General features: G+C 43.0%; 19 protein-coding genes and 2 pseudogenes. 7 read left to right on the plus strand and 14 right to left on the minus strand.

Annotated features, from left to right (window positions below):
• The first annotated feature begins 9 nt into the window (after positions 1-9).
• From O9H85_RS18145 to O9H85_RS18155, 3 genes are all read left to right on the plus strand, one after another.
• Entirely contained in the window at positions 10-732 is a 723-nt protein-coding gene (locus O9H85_RS18145) for an SDR family oxidoreductase (protein ID WP_269882831.1), read from the plus strand.
• Between the two features lie 366 nt (positions 733-1,098).
• Positions 1,099-1,725, plus strand: coding sequence for an SDR family NAD(P)-dependent oxidoreductase (locus O9H85_RS18150; RefSeq protein WP_269882832.1), 627 nt, complete (start codon positions 1,099-1,101; stop codon positions 1,723-1,725).
• A gap of 80 nt (positions 1,726-1,805) precedes the next feature.
• Entirely contained in the window at positions 1,806-1,982 is a 177-nt protein-coding gene (locus O9H85_RS18155) for an NAD-dependent epimerase/dehydratase family protein (protein WP_269882910.1), read from the plus strand.
• Positions 1,983-2,088: 106 nt separating this feature from the next.
• Here the strand turns inward: O9H85_RS18155 and O9H85_RS37810 are convergent.
• The 3 genes and pseudogenes from O9H85_RS37810 to O9H85_RS18170 all read right to left on the minus strand — a co-directional run.
• Positions 2,089-2,202: pseudogene (locus tag O9H85_RS37810) on the minus strand (ChbG/HpnK family deacetylase); the annotation flags it as partial.
• An 867-nt stretch (positions 2,203-3,069) separates the two neighbouring features.
• Positions 3,070-3,780, minus strand: a complete 711-nt coding sequence (locus O9H85_RS18165; protein ID WP_269882833.1) for a YjgB family protein — start codon at positions 3,778-3,780, stop codon at positions 3,070-3,072.
• A 141-nt stretch (positions 3,781-3,921) separates the two neighbouring features.
• Positions 3,922-4,302 (minus strand): hypothetical protein, encoded by a 381-nt coding sequence (locus O9H85_RS18170; protein WP_269882834.1) that lies wholly within the window; start codon positions 4,300-4,302, stop codon positions 3,922-3,924.
• 153 nt (positions 4,303-4,455) lie between these two features.
• Between O9H85_RS18170 and O9H85_RS18175 the strand changes: the two genes are divergently transcribed.
• The 3 genes from O9H85_RS18175 to O9H85_RS18185 all read left to right on the plus strand — a co-directional run bounded on the left by O9H85_RS18175 (position 4,456) and on the right by O9H85_RS18185 (position 5,668).
• Positions 4,456-4,734, plus strand: a complete 279-nt coding sequence (locus O9H85_RS18175) for a hypothetical protein (protein ID WP_269882835.1) — start codon at positions 4,456-4,458, stop codon at positions 4,732-4,734.
• A 320-nt stretch (positions 4,735-5,054) separates the two neighbouring features.
• Positions 5,055-5,267, plus strand: coding sequence for a hypothetical protein (locus O9H85_RS18180; RefSeq protein WP_269882836.1), 213 nt, complete (start codon positions 5,055-5,057; stop codon positions 5,265-5,267).
• 134 nt (positions 5,268-5,401) lie between these two features.
• Complete coding sequence (locus O9H85_RS18185; RefSeq protein ID WP_269882837.1) at positions 5,402-5,668, plus strand: hypothetical protein; 267 nt, start codon at positions 5,402-5,404, stop codon at positions 5,666-5,668.
• 394 nt (positions 5,669-6,062) lie between these two features.
• Here O9H85_RS18185 and O9H85_RS18190 read toward each other — a convergent pair whose 3' ends face one another.
• From O9H85_RS18190 to O9H85_RS18230, 9 genes are all read right to left on the minus strand, one after another.
• Positions 6,063-6,680 carry a transposase gene (locus tag O9H85_RS18190; RefSeq protein WP_269882838.1) on the minus strand — a complete coding sequence of 206 codons (618 nt, stop codon included), beginning with the start codon at positions 6,678-6,680 and terminating at the stop codon, positions 6,063-6,065.
• Positions 6,596-7,144, minus strand: coding sequence for an IS110 family transposase (locus O9H85_RS18195; RefSeq protein WP_269882839.1), 549 nt, complete (start codon positions 7,142-7,144; stop codon positions 6,596-6,598). Before O9H85_RS18195 ends, O9H85_RS18190 begins: the two co-directional genes overlap by 85 nt.
• Positions 7,145-7,500: 356 nt before the next feature.
• Positions 7,501-7,794, minus strand: coding sequence for a hypothetical protein (locus O9H85_RS18200; protein ID WP_269882840.1), 294 nt, complete (start codon positions 7,792-7,794; stop codon positions 7,501-7,503).
• 482 nt (positions 7,795-8,276) lie between these two features.
• Positions 8,277-8,459: a hypothetical protein gene (locus tag O9H85_RS18205; RefSeq protein WP_269882841.1), complete on the minus strand. Its 183-nt coding sequence runs from the start codon at positions 8,457-8,459 to the stop codon at positions 8,277-8,279.
• A gap of 35 nt (positions 8,460-8,494) precedes the next feature.
• Positions 8,495-8,737 (minus strand): class I SAM-dependent methyltransferase, encoded by a 243-nt coding sequence (locus tag O9H85_RS18210; RefSeq protein ID WP_269882842.1) that lies wholly within the window; start codon positions 8,735-8,737, stop codon positions 8,495-8,497.
• Positions 8,738-8,929: 192 nt separating this feature from the next.
• Positions 8,930-9,640 carry an IS6 family transposase gene (locus O9H85_RS18215; protein ID WP_269882843.1) on the minus strand — a complete coding sequence of 237 codons (711 nt, stop codon included), beginning with the start codon at positions 9,638-9,640 and terminating at the stop codon, positions 8,930-8,932.
• A gap of 345 nt (positions 9,641-9,985) precedes the next feature.
• Complete coding sequence (locus tag O9H85_RS18220; RefSeq protein ID WP_269882844.1) at positions 9,986-10,960, minus strand: polysaccharide deacetylase family protein; 975 nt, start codon at positions 10,958-10,960, stop codon at positions 9,986-9,988.
• Between the two features lie 342 nt (positions 10,961-11,302).
• Positions 11,303-11,497 (minus strand): hypothetical protein, encoded by a 195-nt coding sequence (locus O9H85_RS18225; RefSeq protein WP_269882845.1) that lies wholly within the window; start codon positions 11,495-11,497, stop codon positions 11,303-11,305.
• 515 nt (positions 11,498-12,012) lie between these two features.
• Positions 12,013-12,660, minus strand: a complete 648-nt coding sequence (locus O9H85_RS18230; protein WP_269882846.1) for a Bax inhibitor-1/YccA family protein — start codon at positions 12,658-12,660, stop codon at positions 12,013-12,015.
• A 386-nt stretch (positions 12,661-13,046) separates the two neighbouring features.
• Between O9H85_RS18230 and O9H85_RS18235 the strand changes: the two genes are divergently transcribed.
• Entirely contained in the window at positions 13,047-13,526 is a 480-nt protein-coding gene (locus O9H85_RS18235; RefSeq protein WP_269882847.1) for a DinB family protein, read from the plus strand.
• A 418-nt stretch (positions 13,527-13,944) separates the two neighbouring features.
• Here the strand turns inward: O9H85_RS18235 and O9H85_RS18240 are convergent.
• Both O9H85_RS18240 and O9H85_RS18245 read right to left on the minus strand, forming a co-directional pair.
• A pseudogene (locus O9H85_RS18240) lies at positions 13,945-15,519 on the minus strand (IS5 family transposase).
• 363 nt (positions 15,520-15,882) lie between these two features.
• A complete protein-coding gene (locus O9H85_RS18245; RefSeq protein WP_269882848.1) occupies positions 15,883-16,359 on the minus strand; it encodes a GyrI-like domain-containing protein in 477 nt (158 codons plus the stop codon).
• Positions 16,360-16,400 lie beyond the last annotated feature (41 nt).

A 16,400-nucleotide genomic window follows, 5' to 3' on the forward strand; every position in this document is an offset into this window, starting at 1 on the left:
GTATAAAACATGTCATTGCAAAATCATCGCGCCGTTATTGTGGGCGGTACTTCGGGTATCGGCCTGGCGGTCGCCAAATCATTTCTCGCGCAAGGTGCCCAGGTAATTGTTGCCAGTCGGTCACAAGAGAAAGTAGACGTGGCAATGAAAGAGCTCGGGACAGCACATGGGTACGTCCTAGATTTCCAAGACGAAAGCCAGACGAAACAGTTCTTTGAGAACATTGTAACCTTCGATCACCTCGTTGTCACAGCTTCCGGGGGGGCGGCCAGGGAACCCTTTGATGCTTTATCCATCGATGATGCAAAGGCTGCGTTTGCCAGCAAGTTCTGGGGACAATACGTAACAGTGAAAGCCGCATTGCCTTACATCAAAAAGTCCGGTTCGATCACGTTGACTTCCGGTGCATATGCCGCACGCCCGTTAAAAGGCGCTTCTACGATGGTTGCGATCAACTCAGCCATTGAGGGCCTTGCCCGTGTTTTGGCGATGGATTTGGCACCGATTCGAGTCAACGTTGTGTCACCAGGAGTGGTGGATACACCCGTTTTCAGTGGAATGGACACCGAAAGTCGTGAAGCGATGTTCCAAAGGGCTGCGCAGTCACTTTTGCTGAAGCGTATTGCAAAGCCGGAAGAGATTGCTGAGGCATATGTGTATTTGGCGAATAATTCATATACGACCGGTTCTGTGATTCAAATTGAGGGTGGTGCAATCCTGACTGGAATCTAAACAGATTCTTAATGAGGGAAGTATTGTGTCAATTTACATTATTATCCGAAATGACAAGAACTTGAACCGATACATGACAAAAACCACGTGTTCCAATTACAATCTGCTCCGACTCCGCTTTTGTGTCCTTGGACTGCTGAATTCTGATTCATGATGATAATATCCCCAAATTTGTGTCGTTTGACTCTCTCCTCCTGTTAGTCCGGTTGGCACCTTTATTGACAATTCAATGGAGTATGAAAAATTGGAAAAGGAAATTCTAAGAACAAGTGCATTCTTCTAGCCCGATTGCATCGGCAAAAATTGTCTAGTACTTCGAATACTAAATTTGGAGGACGATGAAACAGATGAGTAAGAAGCTTATCGTTGTTGTTGGAGCAGGTCCAGGTGTCGGAATGTGCAAAAAAATTCGGCACCAATAACTTCCGGGTCGTCCTAGTTTCTCGTAACCAGGATGCACTTGATCAATATGCGAAGGAGCTTAGCTCGGAAGGAATTGAAACTTACGCCTTAGCGGCCGATGCAGCAAATTCGGCCTCGTTGACGGCAGCTTTTGAACAAATCAAGAAAAACTACGGTTCACCCGATGTGCTGGTGTACAACGTTGCTGTTCTGAAAAGCGGAAAACCAACTTCACTGACGGCAGAGTCTCTTGTATCTCACTATCAGGTTGACGTAGCCGGTGCTCTGCATTGCGCATTGCAAGTTATCCCGGATCAAGTGGCTCAAAAAGCGGGAACAATCCTCTTCACAGGTGGCAACTTTGCGCTGCGTCCTTCGGCAGACTACACTGCTCTTTCCATAGGCAAAGCAGCGCTACGTACCTTGGCCTTTACTTTGGCTGAAGAACTGAAGCCTCAAGGCGTTTTTGTTGGAACAGTTACGATTGCCGGCATCGTCGCACCGGGCACTCGCTTTGCCCCCGAACTAATCGCAGAGAAATACTGGGAGCTGTATGAAAAACGCGAAGAGCACGAAATTGTGTACAGTTAAAGCACATGCTTTCTGATTCAAAAAAAGCTCAGTCAGTATCTTAGGCTTGGGCGTGTTTTTGTCACGGGTGCGACAGGCTTATCGGATCTGCGGTTGTTTGCGAGCTCCTCGAGGCAGGGCATCAAGTTGTCGGGCTTGCCCGCTCGGATAGGGCAGACGCGTGGCTTACGGCCGCTGGGGCCGAAGTACACCAAGGGACCCTCGACGACCTCGACAGCCTTCGTAGCGGTATCGTTGCAGTAGACCCTGGCCTTTGAGCACGACTTCTCGGACTACGGCGCCGCGGTCGCAGCCGATCTTCGCGCCGCCGAGACGATCGGTGAGGCGCTCGAGGGCGCCGGCAAGCCGTTTGGACACTGCTTCACATGCAGCATTGGCTGGAATCATAATTGATGTGGATGAGATGACATTATTTTGGAACATTTGCACGATAGCGTCATTCGTAGAATGCGTTACTCCAAAATCATCTGCATTAATATTTACTAATCGTCTGTTTCATTAAAACCTAATTCTTGATTCATAATACTACCTCCGTATTTATGTACAAAAAAGACCTGCGAGGACACAAACAGGGGCACAACACATTCGATGTTGTGCCCCCTTAACATAGAGAAAAGCATTCATTTTTTTGGAAATATACACCAAATCTTGGGGGTGTAAAGAGATAGTTTATGCCCTTGGTACTCTACCCTCTTGTTGAGTAACCTGCCCATTTGTTTAATGAAACTTCTCTTTTGTTGAACAATCGTCCCCCGTTAGCCATCCATGAATCCTGTGCTGCACCACAGAGCATGAAAGTTAATCCGTTCTTTCATGATAGTTCAATAAGTATATTATTTACAAGAATTTACGCTACTCGCTAAGACCACAGGTCCTAGCTTCCCAGTTTTTGAGTTGGAAAAACGCACCTCTATTTTACTATTTGCTAAATCTGCTGTTATATCGTCAAACCTACCTGCCCAAGTGGGACCACCTTCTTCTGGTGTTGGATACAGTGTGAATCTCCAGCTAATCTCATTTGGTATAAATGCAAAGCCTTCGAAACCATCATATTCTCCAATAAAGGATGGTGTAGGAAGATTGAATACTTATGCTGGAGCGTGGAAAATTTGGTGTTAATTTTACTTTATAGATTAGAGCTACTCCTTGCAGCGGAGTATTTTACTTAGTGTATTGAGCATTCAAAAACTCTCCAATGATTTTCCCGAATAACGACGTTAACAATACATGGTCTTTCCAAAATTATACTCATTTCTATAAGAACACATCATAAAGCTTAGGATTTATATCAAAAAGGGGCATCCCTAAGTCATCTATGATGACTTTTGGGACAGCCCCATTTTCTCAGTTCACCATATAATTAACTGAATCCTTGGTATCGAATACAGAGATGTGATCGACATAGCCCGTAGTCTTCGGAATAATAAATTTCAGCTGGAATGTATCCGATGCTTGGTAGATATAAATGTTGTCATTGCCATTTACTTTGGTATCCGCAGGCTTCCCTAAAGTCTGCTCAATTTGCTTCAACGTCAGCGTATGCAGCTTAGGGTCATAGGAACGGACATCGATAATTTGGCTGCCTTTGTTAAAGCCGAAGGCAGCATTTTTCTTCGAATAAATCGCATACAATCTGCTTCCCGTCCAATCTTTTTTGTCCGCTTGTCCCCATGCCTTTTCCACGTCATCTATAACATTGGTTTTTGCAGCAAAGGCTATGCCTTCCACTTTGCCTGATTGAGCTGATTCCAACATTCGCTTGATTTGATCGGATACGGAGGCGGATACAGATCCGGACGCGGAAGCGGCACTGGATTTTACCGGTGTCGTATCAGGCTTTGCAGCAGAACTGCTATTGTCAGGCACCTGGGCAGATACAGGTGTAGGCGCTATTGATGTGCTTGATGGACTGGGTGCAGGTGTTGAGGCAGGTGCGTCAGCCGTAGCCTGTCCTCCTGTATTCGATAACGGCTTTACCGAAGATGTGCATGCGGTGAACATCATCATACTCGTAACCAGCATGGGTATAACAATGGTCTTCTTCAAGATCATCATACACGATTCTCTCCTCTAAATTTGAGTGACTACACTACATAAACGGTTAGAAGAGACAAATTGTTGCACTGGAAATTGATATCAACAAGTTGTGACTAAAAAAGGAAGAGGCCAACCTATTGATAAGTTCAGCCTCCATATTTACTCTAATTTATTTGTAACAACAGCCAATTGAGGTTGTTTTCCCTCCTCTTGTGATAGGATACCTCTCTTTTCAAAATCACTTCCAGGAGGATAGCCATGCAAGATTCCGATTGTACCAGAGAACTTAACTGGCCTACCATAATAATTCCATGGAGTTTTCAAAACATCTCCAGTAGCAGCATCTTGACCATTCTCCGAAACATCCCCAACTAGCATCTTTACTGCAAGTGGAACATTACCATTTTGGGTTGCCAATAGTACCTTCACATTCCATGTTGGGTTCTTGGCTTTCTCCTCTTCCTTCGCCTTTGCATCTGCAGCAGCTTTAGCTTTTTTATCTTCATTGGAGGTATGGCACTTTTTACAATATATTACCATATTGAGCGTTACATTTAAGGATCAATCAATTACGTTAAATTTCTCTGTTAGCGGGTACATTCTAATCCTTAAATTTGGGTATCATAAATCCAATCTATACATAATTTACGATTCCAAGTCTGGCGCTTCAACGATAAGGAGGCACTCGACTCAATGCCAGCAAAAGACATTATACTCGGTATTATTATCCTGGTATTGGTGGCACAACGACAACTTAAACCTCGTCCATTAAGTGGCCGGCTTCTGCTTTTGCCGCTCATTCTCGGCGCTTACGCACTCTATGCAGCAGCAGGAAATCCGACGGTTCAAATCCCAGGATGGATTTCACTTCTGTTAACGGTGGTTTTAAGTTTCTTTGTCGGTTTGATTCGCGGCCGAGTTACACGAGTGAAAATGGTCGTTGGATGGTCGCCGGGTCATTGCAGGGCTTGATGTTGTGGCTAGTCTCCATTCCGATTCGCTATGGCCTACGATTATTACTCGTACCACTCCTAGGCGAAGGCGCAGCCCTTCACGGAAAGGCGGCCGTGCTCCCATACCTCTTCTCCATCACTGGTCTATTGCTTGGCCGAGCAGTGATACTCGTACTGCAGCATCCAGAAGCTCTACGACAGGCACGAACAGACCATTTGGCCGCGCGTGCGGAACGCCGTCGATTTCGGTAATCATCGATCGTGGAAGTATTAAATACGATCCACCCTGACTCTGCTGCGTCCATTTCTTTGCGTTGAATTATAGAAGGGAGAATGGACATGAATCTTCAGTTAATTGAAACGCTTAGCAATATCGCTGCTTTTATGACTGCAGTGGCGATGATCACCTTGATTGTGTTGCATGTGCTTCCCACGAGGTACAATCCGATTCTTGATGCCGTAAGTGATATGGCGTCGGTTCCTACCGTGGCTGGTTTTGGTTGCAAGTCGTTGCGGGTGGCATGGCTTGTTTATTCCTCGCGATATCCCTAAGCCTACTACGCCCATTTACCCCGACGCACGAAGTCATGGCTCTGCTCGTAACCACAGTGGCGCGGCTTCTCCTGCCGTTTTTCGCTACCGACCAGGGAGGGAGTCGATTTCAGACGGTACAAGGGACTATCCACATGATCTTGGCCATTTTCAACTTCGGAGGGCTCGTGTGGGCAGCAAGGGGATTGTGGACGAATCTGAGCCATTATCCTAGCTTTCAAGACGCCGAAAGCCTTCTTACCATCGTCCCCTGGGTCATGTTTTGGTTTGTTATCGCCGTTGTGCTTGCGCTCATCATTCCTCGGCTGAAAAATTTCTTCGGACTTTTCGAGCGTCTATTCTTGCTGTCCACATACGTCTGGCTCTTCGTCGTCTCAATCGAACTCGCCCGCTTGGGCTAAAATATTCCTGGGCGGCTTAGTTTGCCCATTTACAAGGGCTTTTCATGATGATAGCCCTTCCTCAACATCAGGTCTGATGTTCGATTGTGTTTAGGAGAGTATCGGGTGAGGACGTAGCTATCCCAATTTTGGGCATACGGGAACAGAAGAAGTGTTGGAACATTTCTCCAAGGGTTATTCTGCTGCACGCACACTCCACTCTTACCTTAGGGTTCACCATCCCATGACTCTACGGGTCTATGCCCTTACATTCCTTCGTTATACCTGACCAAGGCGTGGAGACCGATAACGTTTAGCTGACGGGTCTGAGCCCTTATCGGGCAGAAACTCGGTCCTCCGTGCTTTCTTGTTTCAATCCTGCGAATGAGTCAATACACATGGTTTCTTATCTGTCTTAAGCAGCTTGATTATATGGAGGAACAACTCTATTTGAAGAAAAGACCTCTCCTCGGTTTGCTATACCAACGATGATTCGGGCCAATTTTCCAATCACTTTAAATACCGATTGTTGCTTCTTCATTTTCTTGATTTGAACATTGTACTGATGGAGTTGCTGAAACACAGGATTATTTCCAATGAGCTGCAGCGTAGCTAGATATAGATATTTACGCAACGTAGCGTCCCCCCTCTTGGAGAGTACGATCTGGCCTTTCCTCTTTCCTGAGGTGCTTTCAGCTAGGTTTAATCCTGCTTTACGTAATAGCTGGCGTCCGTGATCATACTGTCTGAGATCACCAGTCCCTGACAGAATTGCTGCAATACAGATAGACCCCAGGCCGATCGAACGTAATTGGTTGGCCATGGGAATACCACTAAGCAATACTTCGATATCCTTTTCAATTGTATCTAGTACTTCTATAATCCGTTCAAACTCTTCTAATAGCCGCCTGAGATCCTGTTTTGCTTCGAGTAAAGCTGTTGTGTCCCCTATACTTTGCTTTGCTGTGCAATAAGCTGTGCTGCTTTTTGCATGCCGGTAGAGCCACCAGCTCGCTTCATATGCTTCCGCCAACTTGTAATCACTTCTGGTACAGATATGGACTCTATATCTTGCGGTAGGGGAAATTCTTTAAGGGTGGCTAACGAACGCTTGCTTGTCCAGTCATTAAATACAGAGAAATACTCTGGGAGTCGTATGTCTAACCAGCGAATAATCCGGTTTTGAAATCGTGCACTATTCGTTACCCAAAATTCCCGGTCACTCATCAACGTTTGCAACCTTTGAAAGACAGTAGCGTGCCTAGCGTAATCAAAATAGAAGCCTCGGCTAACCACATCAGCAACGACAAGTGCATCCTTCGGATCACTCTTGGAAGGGGAATTATCGCAGTTTTCCTTGTTTCGTTTGGTGGTAGCTGGATTCACCATTACAACATCTTTGCCCTTGTCAGCAAGCCAATTGGCAAGGTTATATCCATAGTGTCCCGTTGGTTCCATACCGATTATGACGTTCTTTAAGCTTCTGTTGAATTTCATGGATCCATCGTTCTAACTTCATATAACCTTCTATTGTATTTGAGAAAGAAAGATGCCTCTTGGTAAGTATGATTCCTCGAAAATTTGTTGCTTGTGCTACATTGGTTTCTTATATCTTATCCATTTAGTTTGAAAAAAGCATTATCTGAATCCGCTTTCTTTTTTAACGAATTTGACTGAAAATGCTTTTCTGATTTTATTTCAGTAAAATTAAAAGACACCGTGCCGCCCGAAAGCGGCACCCCGTTTTTATTAATCCATTATTTCTGTCAGGATAATTGAATCAGCATGACCCAAATGAGCATGAACCCTGCCAGCTGCGCTGCCGTCACGGGTTGGTGGAAGACCAGCGCCAGTTAATGAGCAGTCCTACCGCCGGAAAAAAGAGCTCCGCCAAGGAAGGTGGCGTAAAACACCTTGGTTCCGGACAAGCCGCGGTAGTACAGCAGCAAGCTCAGAAGTCCAGGCAGGAACGCCTGCAGCAGTAGATTTCCCAACACGGCCAGCCACTCGCCTGCCTGTGTCAAGGGCTGCAGTTCGCTCCCGCCTCCCCTCGAAGAGAGGGTAAACAAAAGCGGCAGCGCGCAGGCGAAGCGCAGCGCGGAGATCATTTCGAACTGCATCTTGCACAGCAGCAACCGACCCTTCACAGTGGAACCGCCCCAGAGCGCGGCGGCGCCGATGGAGAACAGGCCACCGACCACTACTAGGCCGGACAAGCTGCTCAGGGGGCTAGGATACCGAAGGTCAGTAAATACGTACCCGCAAGCGCCATAAGCAGCAGCAGGAACCTGACATTATAATATTGAACTAATCTGCCCGATCGTATTATAGCGCAACGAGGCTACCGATCACGCGGCAGCCTCGTCGTGTTATGTATCTAAAGAGTGACGCATCCCAAAATTGTCTGCCCGACGCGACATAGAACGTGTCTTCCGTTGCTCCGCTGGTAGCGCGAAAGCTCGGAGGCATAAGATCACCTCTTGTTTTATCGCTAGCCAGGGCTTCTTCCACATATGCTTCCACTACGCGCGGATCCCACCCTTCCAACTAGTCTTCCACAGGTGCTGTTCCCAAGACGGGAGCAAAGAATCACGGCCAACTCAGTCCCGTTCTTAATTGAGTGTCTTGGCTAGCGTTTGTACCAAATCGGTATGGCACTTTCGAAATTCCGGTGATCGTCCAGTACCGTACGAATGCTGGCCATCATCGAATCGAGTTGCTCCGGCACGACTTGGAGCGTCCAAGTGATGGTTCCGAACATAATCAGCGCCGAATATAGTGCATACAGATCCCAAAAATTTTTCGGAATCATTCCATTAAAGTAGCCGTCGAATAGTTATTTTTTTCTCATTCAATATTCAAAACATGAAATCGAAGAGATTTCTCTGGGAATTTATCATTATGTCTTTTTTGTACGGCCAGCATTTCTTCAGCCGCAATTAACGGCGATCCACGCTCCCCATCTAAAAAAATCCCTCTCCCTGCAAAACCGTCGATATAATAAATATCTTCTATGCCATTTGAAAAACTAGCGCCTTCTAAGATACGAGCCCATTCTTTAATATAAGATTGTAGGATCATATGCTTCAATCGTGTGTGGTTCGTTTTCTCTGCCCAATGTGAAGTTCATTAGCTGAATTCTTTTGTTGTCCTTTCAACTTGAACACCATTGTTAGATTTTTCCTAGTTCTATTTTATCATATCAAATCCTATTAGGATGATAAATAGGGTTTTGGTGCAACGATTAAAACTGATCAAAGTTAGTCACCATATGTTGTTTGACTATGCTATCAAACCTAACATTTTATTGATTAATTCAACTGCAGAAAGGACAGACGAATGATGGCATTCGACCTGCCCTTTCTTTATCATATGCATGACTTCTATCCCGGCAATTGTTTTCTCTGCAGTACCGAAAGTCTTGAATCCCAGCATTGGTTTAATGACTTTCTTTAGGAATCGATGGTCTTGTTCAATAATATTGTTTAGATTTTTTTGTTGTCGTAGTACTGTTTCTTGATTCATAGCTTTCTCGTCTTTCAAATGTTGGACTGCGATAGGGTAAGCTGGGTTTTTATCGACGGTGATCACGCGCGGCGATTGATTGTGTGGTGAATTCAACGCTTTCTTGAAAAATCGTTTGGCTGCGGGAGCATCTCGGTTTTCAGACAACATGAAATCAATCGTATTTCCCTTTGAATCCACTGCTCTATAAAGATATTTCCATTGTCCTTTGATTTTAATATAGGTCTCATCCGTCCTATAGGAATCATTGGTCGTCTTCAAATAGGGACGAATTCGCTTGTCTAATTCCAGCCCAAATTCATGAACCCATCGCATGATGGTTGTATGAGCCATATGTAGTCCTCGTTCTTCCATCATCTCCACTAGATCACGATAACTAAGGCTATATTTTAAATACCATCTTACTGTTAGCAAGATAACCTCTGATTCGTACTGCTTCCATTTAAACAAATCTAATTCCATTTCCAACGTAATTGCTCCATCCCATGAATTCATTTTCAATCATGTTATCATGTATTAGAGCTTTGCACCATAACCCCACGAGATTATACAATTCCGCATAAGGACTTAGCATTAAGGTTTGTTGTTGCCTAATCATCCGCTCACCTGCTCTCCATGATACCTTAATTATAAGCGAAAAAAGGTACAGCCTCCTCTACTTTCTTGAGGAACTGCACCTTTTTTCATGAGACGGACTTTTTCAGTGGCCTCCGATGTGAACGGTCCTTCTTCTTTGCTTATATCCGTAAGCCACGAATTTTCGTAAAAACCGAGTAAAAGATAAAGTATTGGCCATATATTTAACAATCTAATCTATTTGTCTAATAGCTGAGGCACTTTTACAAATTCATATCCCTGTGCCCGTAAGCTGTCAATCAATTTAGGCAATGCCTCTATTGTTCCATCAAGCCTTCCAGGTACTTTAAAATTGTGCATAAGAATAATTCCGCCTGGTACAGCTCTTTTATTGATTCTGGATAATATTTCATTTGCCGGTGTTCCATTCCAATCATATGAGTCAATTGTCCAGGAAATTGGACGATATCCTAACTTATTTAGGATTTCGATTTGATTGTCTTTGATTGCACCATATGGAGGTCGGAACAAATTGGTTTTGTATCCAGTGATTTTTTCAATTTCAGCAGTAGTAGATTGCACAGTGTTAATCATTTGTAAATTAGTTAAAGTAGGTAATTGAGGGTGGTTCCAAGTATGATTGCCAATCGCATGGCCTTCAAGTTTAATCTGCTTTAGCAATAGAGGAAACGCTTTAGCTTGTTCTCCTAGTACAAAAAAGGTTGCTTTTACTCCTTTGGATTTTAAAATCTCTAAAATTTTTGGCGTATAAATGTCCTCGGGACCATCATCAAAGGTAAGGGCTATTACTTTCTTGCTGCTTGACCCCATATAAGTCATTCCAACTGAATTCTTTTCTGGAACATTAATAAATTGTCCTGGATAAATTCGATTTTTATTCTTTATTTGTAGGTTAGCCCGAGAAAGTTGCGTTAAGGAAACTCCTAGCTTAACAGATATTTTGTAAAATGTATCGCCGTAAATGACTTTGTAAATACTTGCTTGAGGAATATCTAATGTTTGACCGACGCTAAGTAATGTAGAATTTAACTTGTTATGGTTCACAATATCTTCCAAAGTAATATTGTTATTGTCTGCAATTTTGGAAAGAGTATCTCCGGCATGGACAGTATAAGTAGCAGCTTCCGCTAAGTTTCCAAATGAAAGTATAAGGATCAATAGCATAGTAAAGCTTACAATGTTTCTAGTCATAAGGCCCCCCCTTTTGATATCAACTCTGTAATTATATAGCCACGAACAGGCGATTGAATATCATAAAATAATGGTAAATAGCGACTTGAATGCGTTTTAAATTACTTCAATACTTATGTCGCTCGAATGTAATGTTTAAGATATGACCCTGTGTTAAGTCACCGACAGTAACGGCATGAAAACATTAAAAATTCGTGAAAATTAATGAGGAGATTCTTCTTGACACAAATGTGTTACCTCAAAAATACAAAAATCCCCGCCAACCGAATAGAGCGGAGATATTATATGGAAAATGTAATAGAGGCCGTAATTGGATTAGCACCTTATTTATTATTGATTTTACTATTTTGTTGAACTCTGTTGTTTCTTTTTTCCCTGCTTAGTTTGCTTTGCTTTCTTTGCAACCTTTTGTTTGCCCTGATGAGAGGACACCTGAGTTTTCGCTTTCACGCTTTTATGAGGAGCCGCCGCGGATACTGATCCTGCAAAACTAAATACCAAAACAACTGACATAGCAAGAAGTAACAACTTATTCATGGTAATTGCTCCTTTATTTTTCGAAATATAAGCAGGAATACTTTACTATATTCAATCTCGGATGTAAATTTTCAAGAAGAGTTAGGGTATAAAAAAAACCGCCTCCCATATTATGGGATCAGACGAGTAGTTAGTCATTGCTTATCTTCCGCTGAACTGTTTGGTACTCTCATCCCAAGTTAAATTAATCAATAATCTACTCGAATTAAACGAATAGTAAGAAGAAAGCATATTACTCACTCCTTACTTAATAACTATTATAAATTAAATAAAAACTGTAATATACGACAAAAACTTCTTTTGGTTGTTTTATCGTCCAAACGAGATTATTTTACAATTGTACTTATTAACCAAATGAATATTATTCTAAGAACTTAATACTAAAAAAGTAATAAAAATCCCCGCATGGAGAGTACGGGGAAGCGACATTTATTATAGGGTATGTTAATTAATTTAGTCTTAAAAGCACGTTAATCTATGCTAAAAGTATTTGAACAGAGGTTCAACCTTTATCATTAATCACGCTTTAAATTCAAACCGAATAGTCGTAAAATAAACAAAAATAGATTAACGAAATTTAAAAACAAAGATAATACAACAAATGGAATCTCTTCTTGAGTTACACCATAGTGGGTGATTCGTGATATATCAAATAACGTATATCCAATAAAAATCAGTATCCCAAGCAATGTGTAAATCCATGCAGCGGTTGTTGAAAAAGGAACAAAAAAATTGACAATACCCATCCCCAATAAAGCTATTATTCCGATAAAGAGAAACCCACTAAGAAAACTAAAATCTGACTTAGAGATTGTTGCATATAAAGCAGCTCCGCCATATGCAATCACTGTTACGGCGAATGCTTGCAGAACCATTGAAGCTCCAATTACAGAAACATAATTTGCTATAACTGGATATAAGGTTATTCCAGAAATAATTGTAAATGAATATAAAAAACCATAACCCACCCTCTTACTTCGACGAATGAACGTAGCAGCAATAATCATAATTAGTTCCACCACCATCAGTGGTAAAAATAAAGCCGTTGGCACATATTCACCGATATAAAGTCCTACAGAAGCAAACAGTAAGCTAAAAAATAGGGCTGGAAAAATGTGCCCCATGGTAACTCTCGACGAGCCAGTATAACTATTTGGGTACATGTTTTTTACCTCCTATACAGGTCTATTTATATTATAATCTATTTTCAATTAAAATTTACGTATTACAATGAAGAATTAGTCCAATTTTTCTGATATTCAAGTGTTACTGCTAACGCATAATGTCCGCGAGTTGACGGCGTAAGTTGTCCTGCTGGTGACGGACAATCTGTCCACGCAATGCCTACACATTCATGGGAGGCATCCTTTTCCTTTTCTGTAATCGGTCATTATATTCAGCAACTCTCGGATAGGCAATCCCGTCAGCAATTGGGCATTATCTTTCAGCGGATGAGTTCTATTTCATGGAATGGGAAATTTGCATACCAGCAGCTTCTTTAGTTACAATTTAGAAGTAAGCAAAAAATCTAATTTGGAGGTTCATACCATTGAGCTCTCACGCCATAATCAACACAGTTAATGTTGCACGTCTTATGACAATTGGAAAAGTTGAATCCGTCAGCGAAGAATTTTTTGATGTACAACCCCCGCAGTTCAATAACACCATTAGATGGAATTTAGGTCATCTAATCGCAGTTATGGATTCACTAGTGTTCAAACGCATTAGTCAATCGTCAAAGCTTCCTGAAGGATTTGTAGACCTTTTTAAAGGCGGTACAAAGCCTTCTGATTGGACGACTACTCCTCCTTCAAAAGATGAACTTATAACTCTGTTGAAGCAGCAATCTAACGACTTAAACGAAACCTTTGCCAATAGAGCAGAAGAAAAGTTAGAAAATCCATTCCAAATTCGTGAATTTAAGCTTGAAACGGTTGGCGATGTGATCGGCTTTGCCATTGTACACGAAATGATGCATACAACCACCATTTCGGATTTGTTAAAGGTCATCAACTATCAGAATAATTAGCTAATCAAAAGCGGTCAGTTGGAAAATCACTGATCGCTTTTCGTTTTTGTGGTGATTTGCATGAAACTTCTCTTATCGAAATTGTACTTAAATTTTATGATACAAAAGCATCAAGAATATCACCAATCTCTTTCCAATCCCTTACTCTCGTTATCCTATCATGTTGACACTCTTGATTATATGGCTTATCAATCAATAGAACGTTGATACCACCATCAGCTAAAGGTGAGAGCATGTGCTGGATGGTCTTCGATAAAAAGTGATACCCCATTTAATTTTGCACATTCTAGCTTCCCATTCTCAAATTGCGATGCACATAGTGAAGATTCAACAATAATATCATTTTCTTTAATCCACTTTTTTGCGGATTCCATCCATTCAATTGGTCTTCCAGTCATAATTGTAAATTTTATTTTATTCACAAACCTAGATAATGTTTCTTGTAAGAAAGGGTATTAACCTGCAGTCGCCGCTCCAGATTCATGACTAGAAACTGAAGTGCGATGACGGTCAGACTTGTTTCGGCGCCACGCGCCCGAATGCGACCCAGTCCCAATTTGCGTTTGCCTTCTCCAAACTTTCCTTCGATCGCATTGCGCTTTGCTGCGTCTTGACGCTCTTGCACACGATCAGAGACTTCACTTTGATCTTTCGAGGGCCTGCCGAGCTTCGGGCCGCTGAGGCGAATCCCAAGCTCCTTGCAATAGTTCAGGTTATCTCGGTTGCGGTAGATTTTGTCGGCTAGAATGACGGCAGGATAATACCCAAATCGCTGTTTGTACACTTCCACTGATACTTGCAGCGTTGTTGCTTCGTTGAAGCTGTCCCATTGTACCGTTTCGATCCAAGCGTATCCGTCCACCAAACTGGCGGCGATTTTGGCGCCGAACTCCACGTTCGCTCCGGCTTTGCCCCGAACCATCGGACGTACATGTGGCTGTTCGATACTCACGATGCGATCGGCGATGATATGGGTTTTCTTCTCCATCATTTCGCGCTGCTGACGGTAGAGCTTCGAGATGATCAAGAGCAAGCGATAATGTCTTTTACTCAGCTCCGTGAGGGGTGTATGTGTTACGAGTACTTCAATGATCCGCAAATCCCGTCCCACAAAGCCAAGTTGCTTTTTGATCGCTTTGCGGATCACCTTGCCCGATGCCTTGCGTTGTTTGGATACGCCCAGATACGATTTTCTTGCTTTCTCGCGGTAAGTGCGCGGCTTCTCCATCGATCCGATATGGGGATGGTGCAGTGCATCAATGATGTCTTCGAGAATTTCACGGGCGTGATTGAGCAGTCCCAGGTCCGTCGGGTATTTGATGTCCGCAGGCGCACATGTCGCGTCCAGCATGAGGGTTCCCTTATTCGTGACATTTGCAGCTGGTGCAGATGCTGGTGACAATACGCGGAACCTCTTCGCCATGTTACGAGGTGTCTTAGCCGTCGCGGGAGTTTCCTCCGGAATGGTGAGAGCTTCCCCTACCTCCATGGTCAACTGGGAACCGCCGGCATCGTTGTTGTCGTCGTCATTGTCCCGGCTTGATGATTTCTTGGACTTTGCTGCTTCTTCTTGCTCTGCTTTGAGCGCTGCTTGGGCAATCCAACCGTTGACCTCTGCAAGGATCTCAATGCCCAATCTTTCCCGAAAATGCGTCATGAGTGAATGGTGGAACGGTTCTTCATCCACATACTCCGAGTAACCAATGAAGAACTGCAGATAGGGATTCTCCCGAATCTGCTGCGTGGTTTCGCGATCGCTTATCACCAGGCGCTCTTTGATGATGAGTGATCCGAGTGCAACTCAAACGGAATATGCCTTTTGTCCAATGGCTGGAGACTGAAAGGAATCCATATATTTTTCTTCCACTTTGTCCCAAGGAATAAACGAAGCAAGCTGAACCCAGCGATTCGCGGGGTTTAATTTTCCTCCAAAGGGCAAATAGAACTTTTTGAGCAGATCCGCCATATTCCGATTCAGCACGAACAATTTCATTCACTCCATCTGCAAGGTTTTTTATCGATTTTCCATGGTTTCCTTGCAGATAAATTCGACGAAATTGGTCGAAAACCCTTGTAGAATAAGGATTTTTTTATTTTTCAGCAAGCCCTACTTACTATATCAGAATTGATTCAATAAAAAAAGAAAGGGGAGCCCCTTCCTTAAACTGGCGCCAAGATTGACGAGAGGGACGTTGCAACCCTTGTCGATATGGTACTTGATACCCGCGACAAGGAATGGTTCGACGATATTATGAAGCGGGCGAAGGCGTAAAGCCTTTACCAGCTTTTGTCGTTAAACTAAATTACTCGTTAGTTCAACGATCGGCCACTGCGAATGTACAAATTGAGAGACAAATCATATTTCAATTGGAATCATGATAACGAACTCTGGATCTTTAGAGTAAGGATCTTGACTCATTGGGTATTCTTCAAAATGAGTAATGTCTCCCAGTAACACCTTGTAACCGTGGCTTTCAATCCAAGCAGAAATATTGTGATAGGAAGTATCTATATTCTGCCCCTTTTTATGTTCACACTTTGCATAAGTTAATGTTGGAAGGGTATTGCTTAGCATTCCTTCTGGGATATTCTCGATTTTTTCGACTTCAACAACTGCATAGTGGGTAAAACCTCCTTCAATGTTGTGGTAGGAAAACCCAAGTAATGTTTCGGGATGAAGTACGTTCTCGATCTCTTTTAAACGATTCTGCATTTCCGTATGAATAACCCTAATTCCACCTGCTCCTGCCTCAGCAAAAGTTCCTGCCCATTTTAACCCGACTGCGTGAAACGAGTCTTTCGTGATTAACTTAGATTCATTTATTTGCTCCACGGTTTCAACCTCCAAAAAGTTATGTACTCTTTACTACTTAC

It is taken from the genome of Paenibacillus gyeongsangnamensis, from assembly GCF_027533625.1.
In the GTDB taxonomy this organism is placed as follows: Bacteria; Bacillota; Bacilli; order Paenibacillales; family NBRC-103111; genus Paenibacillus_G; species Paenibacillus_G gyeongsangnamensis.

Excerpts from the sequence above, each read along its gene's own strand:
- O9H85_RS18170 (WP_269882834.1), bottom strand. The coding sequence starts at position 4,302 with ATGGTAATATATTGTAAAAAGTGCCATACCTCCAATGAAGATAAAAAA.
- O9H85_RS18195 (WP_269882839.1), bottom strand. The coding sequence starts at position 7,144 with ATGAAATTCAACAGAAGCTTAAAGAACGTCATAATCGGTATGGAACCA.
- O9H85_RS18180 (WP_269882836.1), top strand. The coding sequence starts at position 5,055 with ATGAATCTTCAGTTAATTGAAACGCTTAGCAATATCGCTGCTTTTATG.
- O9H85_RS18145 (WP_269882831.1), top strand. The coding sequence starts at position 10 with ATGTCATTGCAAAATCATCGCGCCGTTATTGTGGGCGGTACTTCGGGT.
- O9H85_RS18205 (WP_269882841.1), bottom strand. The coding sequence starts at position 8,459 with ATGATTCCGAAAAATTTTTGGGATCTGTATGCACTATATTCGGCGCTG.
- O9H85_RS18175 (WP_269882835.1), top strand. The coding sequence starts at position 4,456 with ATGCCAGCAAAAGACATTATACTCGGTATTATTATCCTGGTATTGGTG.
- O9H85_RS18165 (WP_269882833.1), bottom strand. The coding sequence starts at position 3,780 with ATGATGATCTTGAAGAAGACCATTGTTATACCCATGCTGGTTACGAGT.
- O9H85_RS18220 (WP_269882844.1), bottom strand. The coding sequence starts at position 10,960 with ATGACTAGAAACATTGTAAGCTTTACTATGCTATTGATCCTTATACTT.
- O9H85_RS18230 (WP_269882846.1), bottom strand. The coding sequence starts at position 12,660 with ATGTACCCAAATAGTTATACTGGCTCGTCGAGAGTTACCATGGGGCAC.
- O9H85_RS18185 (WP_269882837.1), top strand. The coding sequence starts at position 5,402 with ATGATCTTGGCCATTTTCAACTTCGGAGGGCTCGTGTGGGCAGCAAGG.
- O9H85_RS18225 (WP_269882845.1), bottom strand. The coding sequence starts at position 11,497 with ATGAATAAGTTGTTACTTCTTGCTATGTCAGTTGTTTTGGTATTTAGT.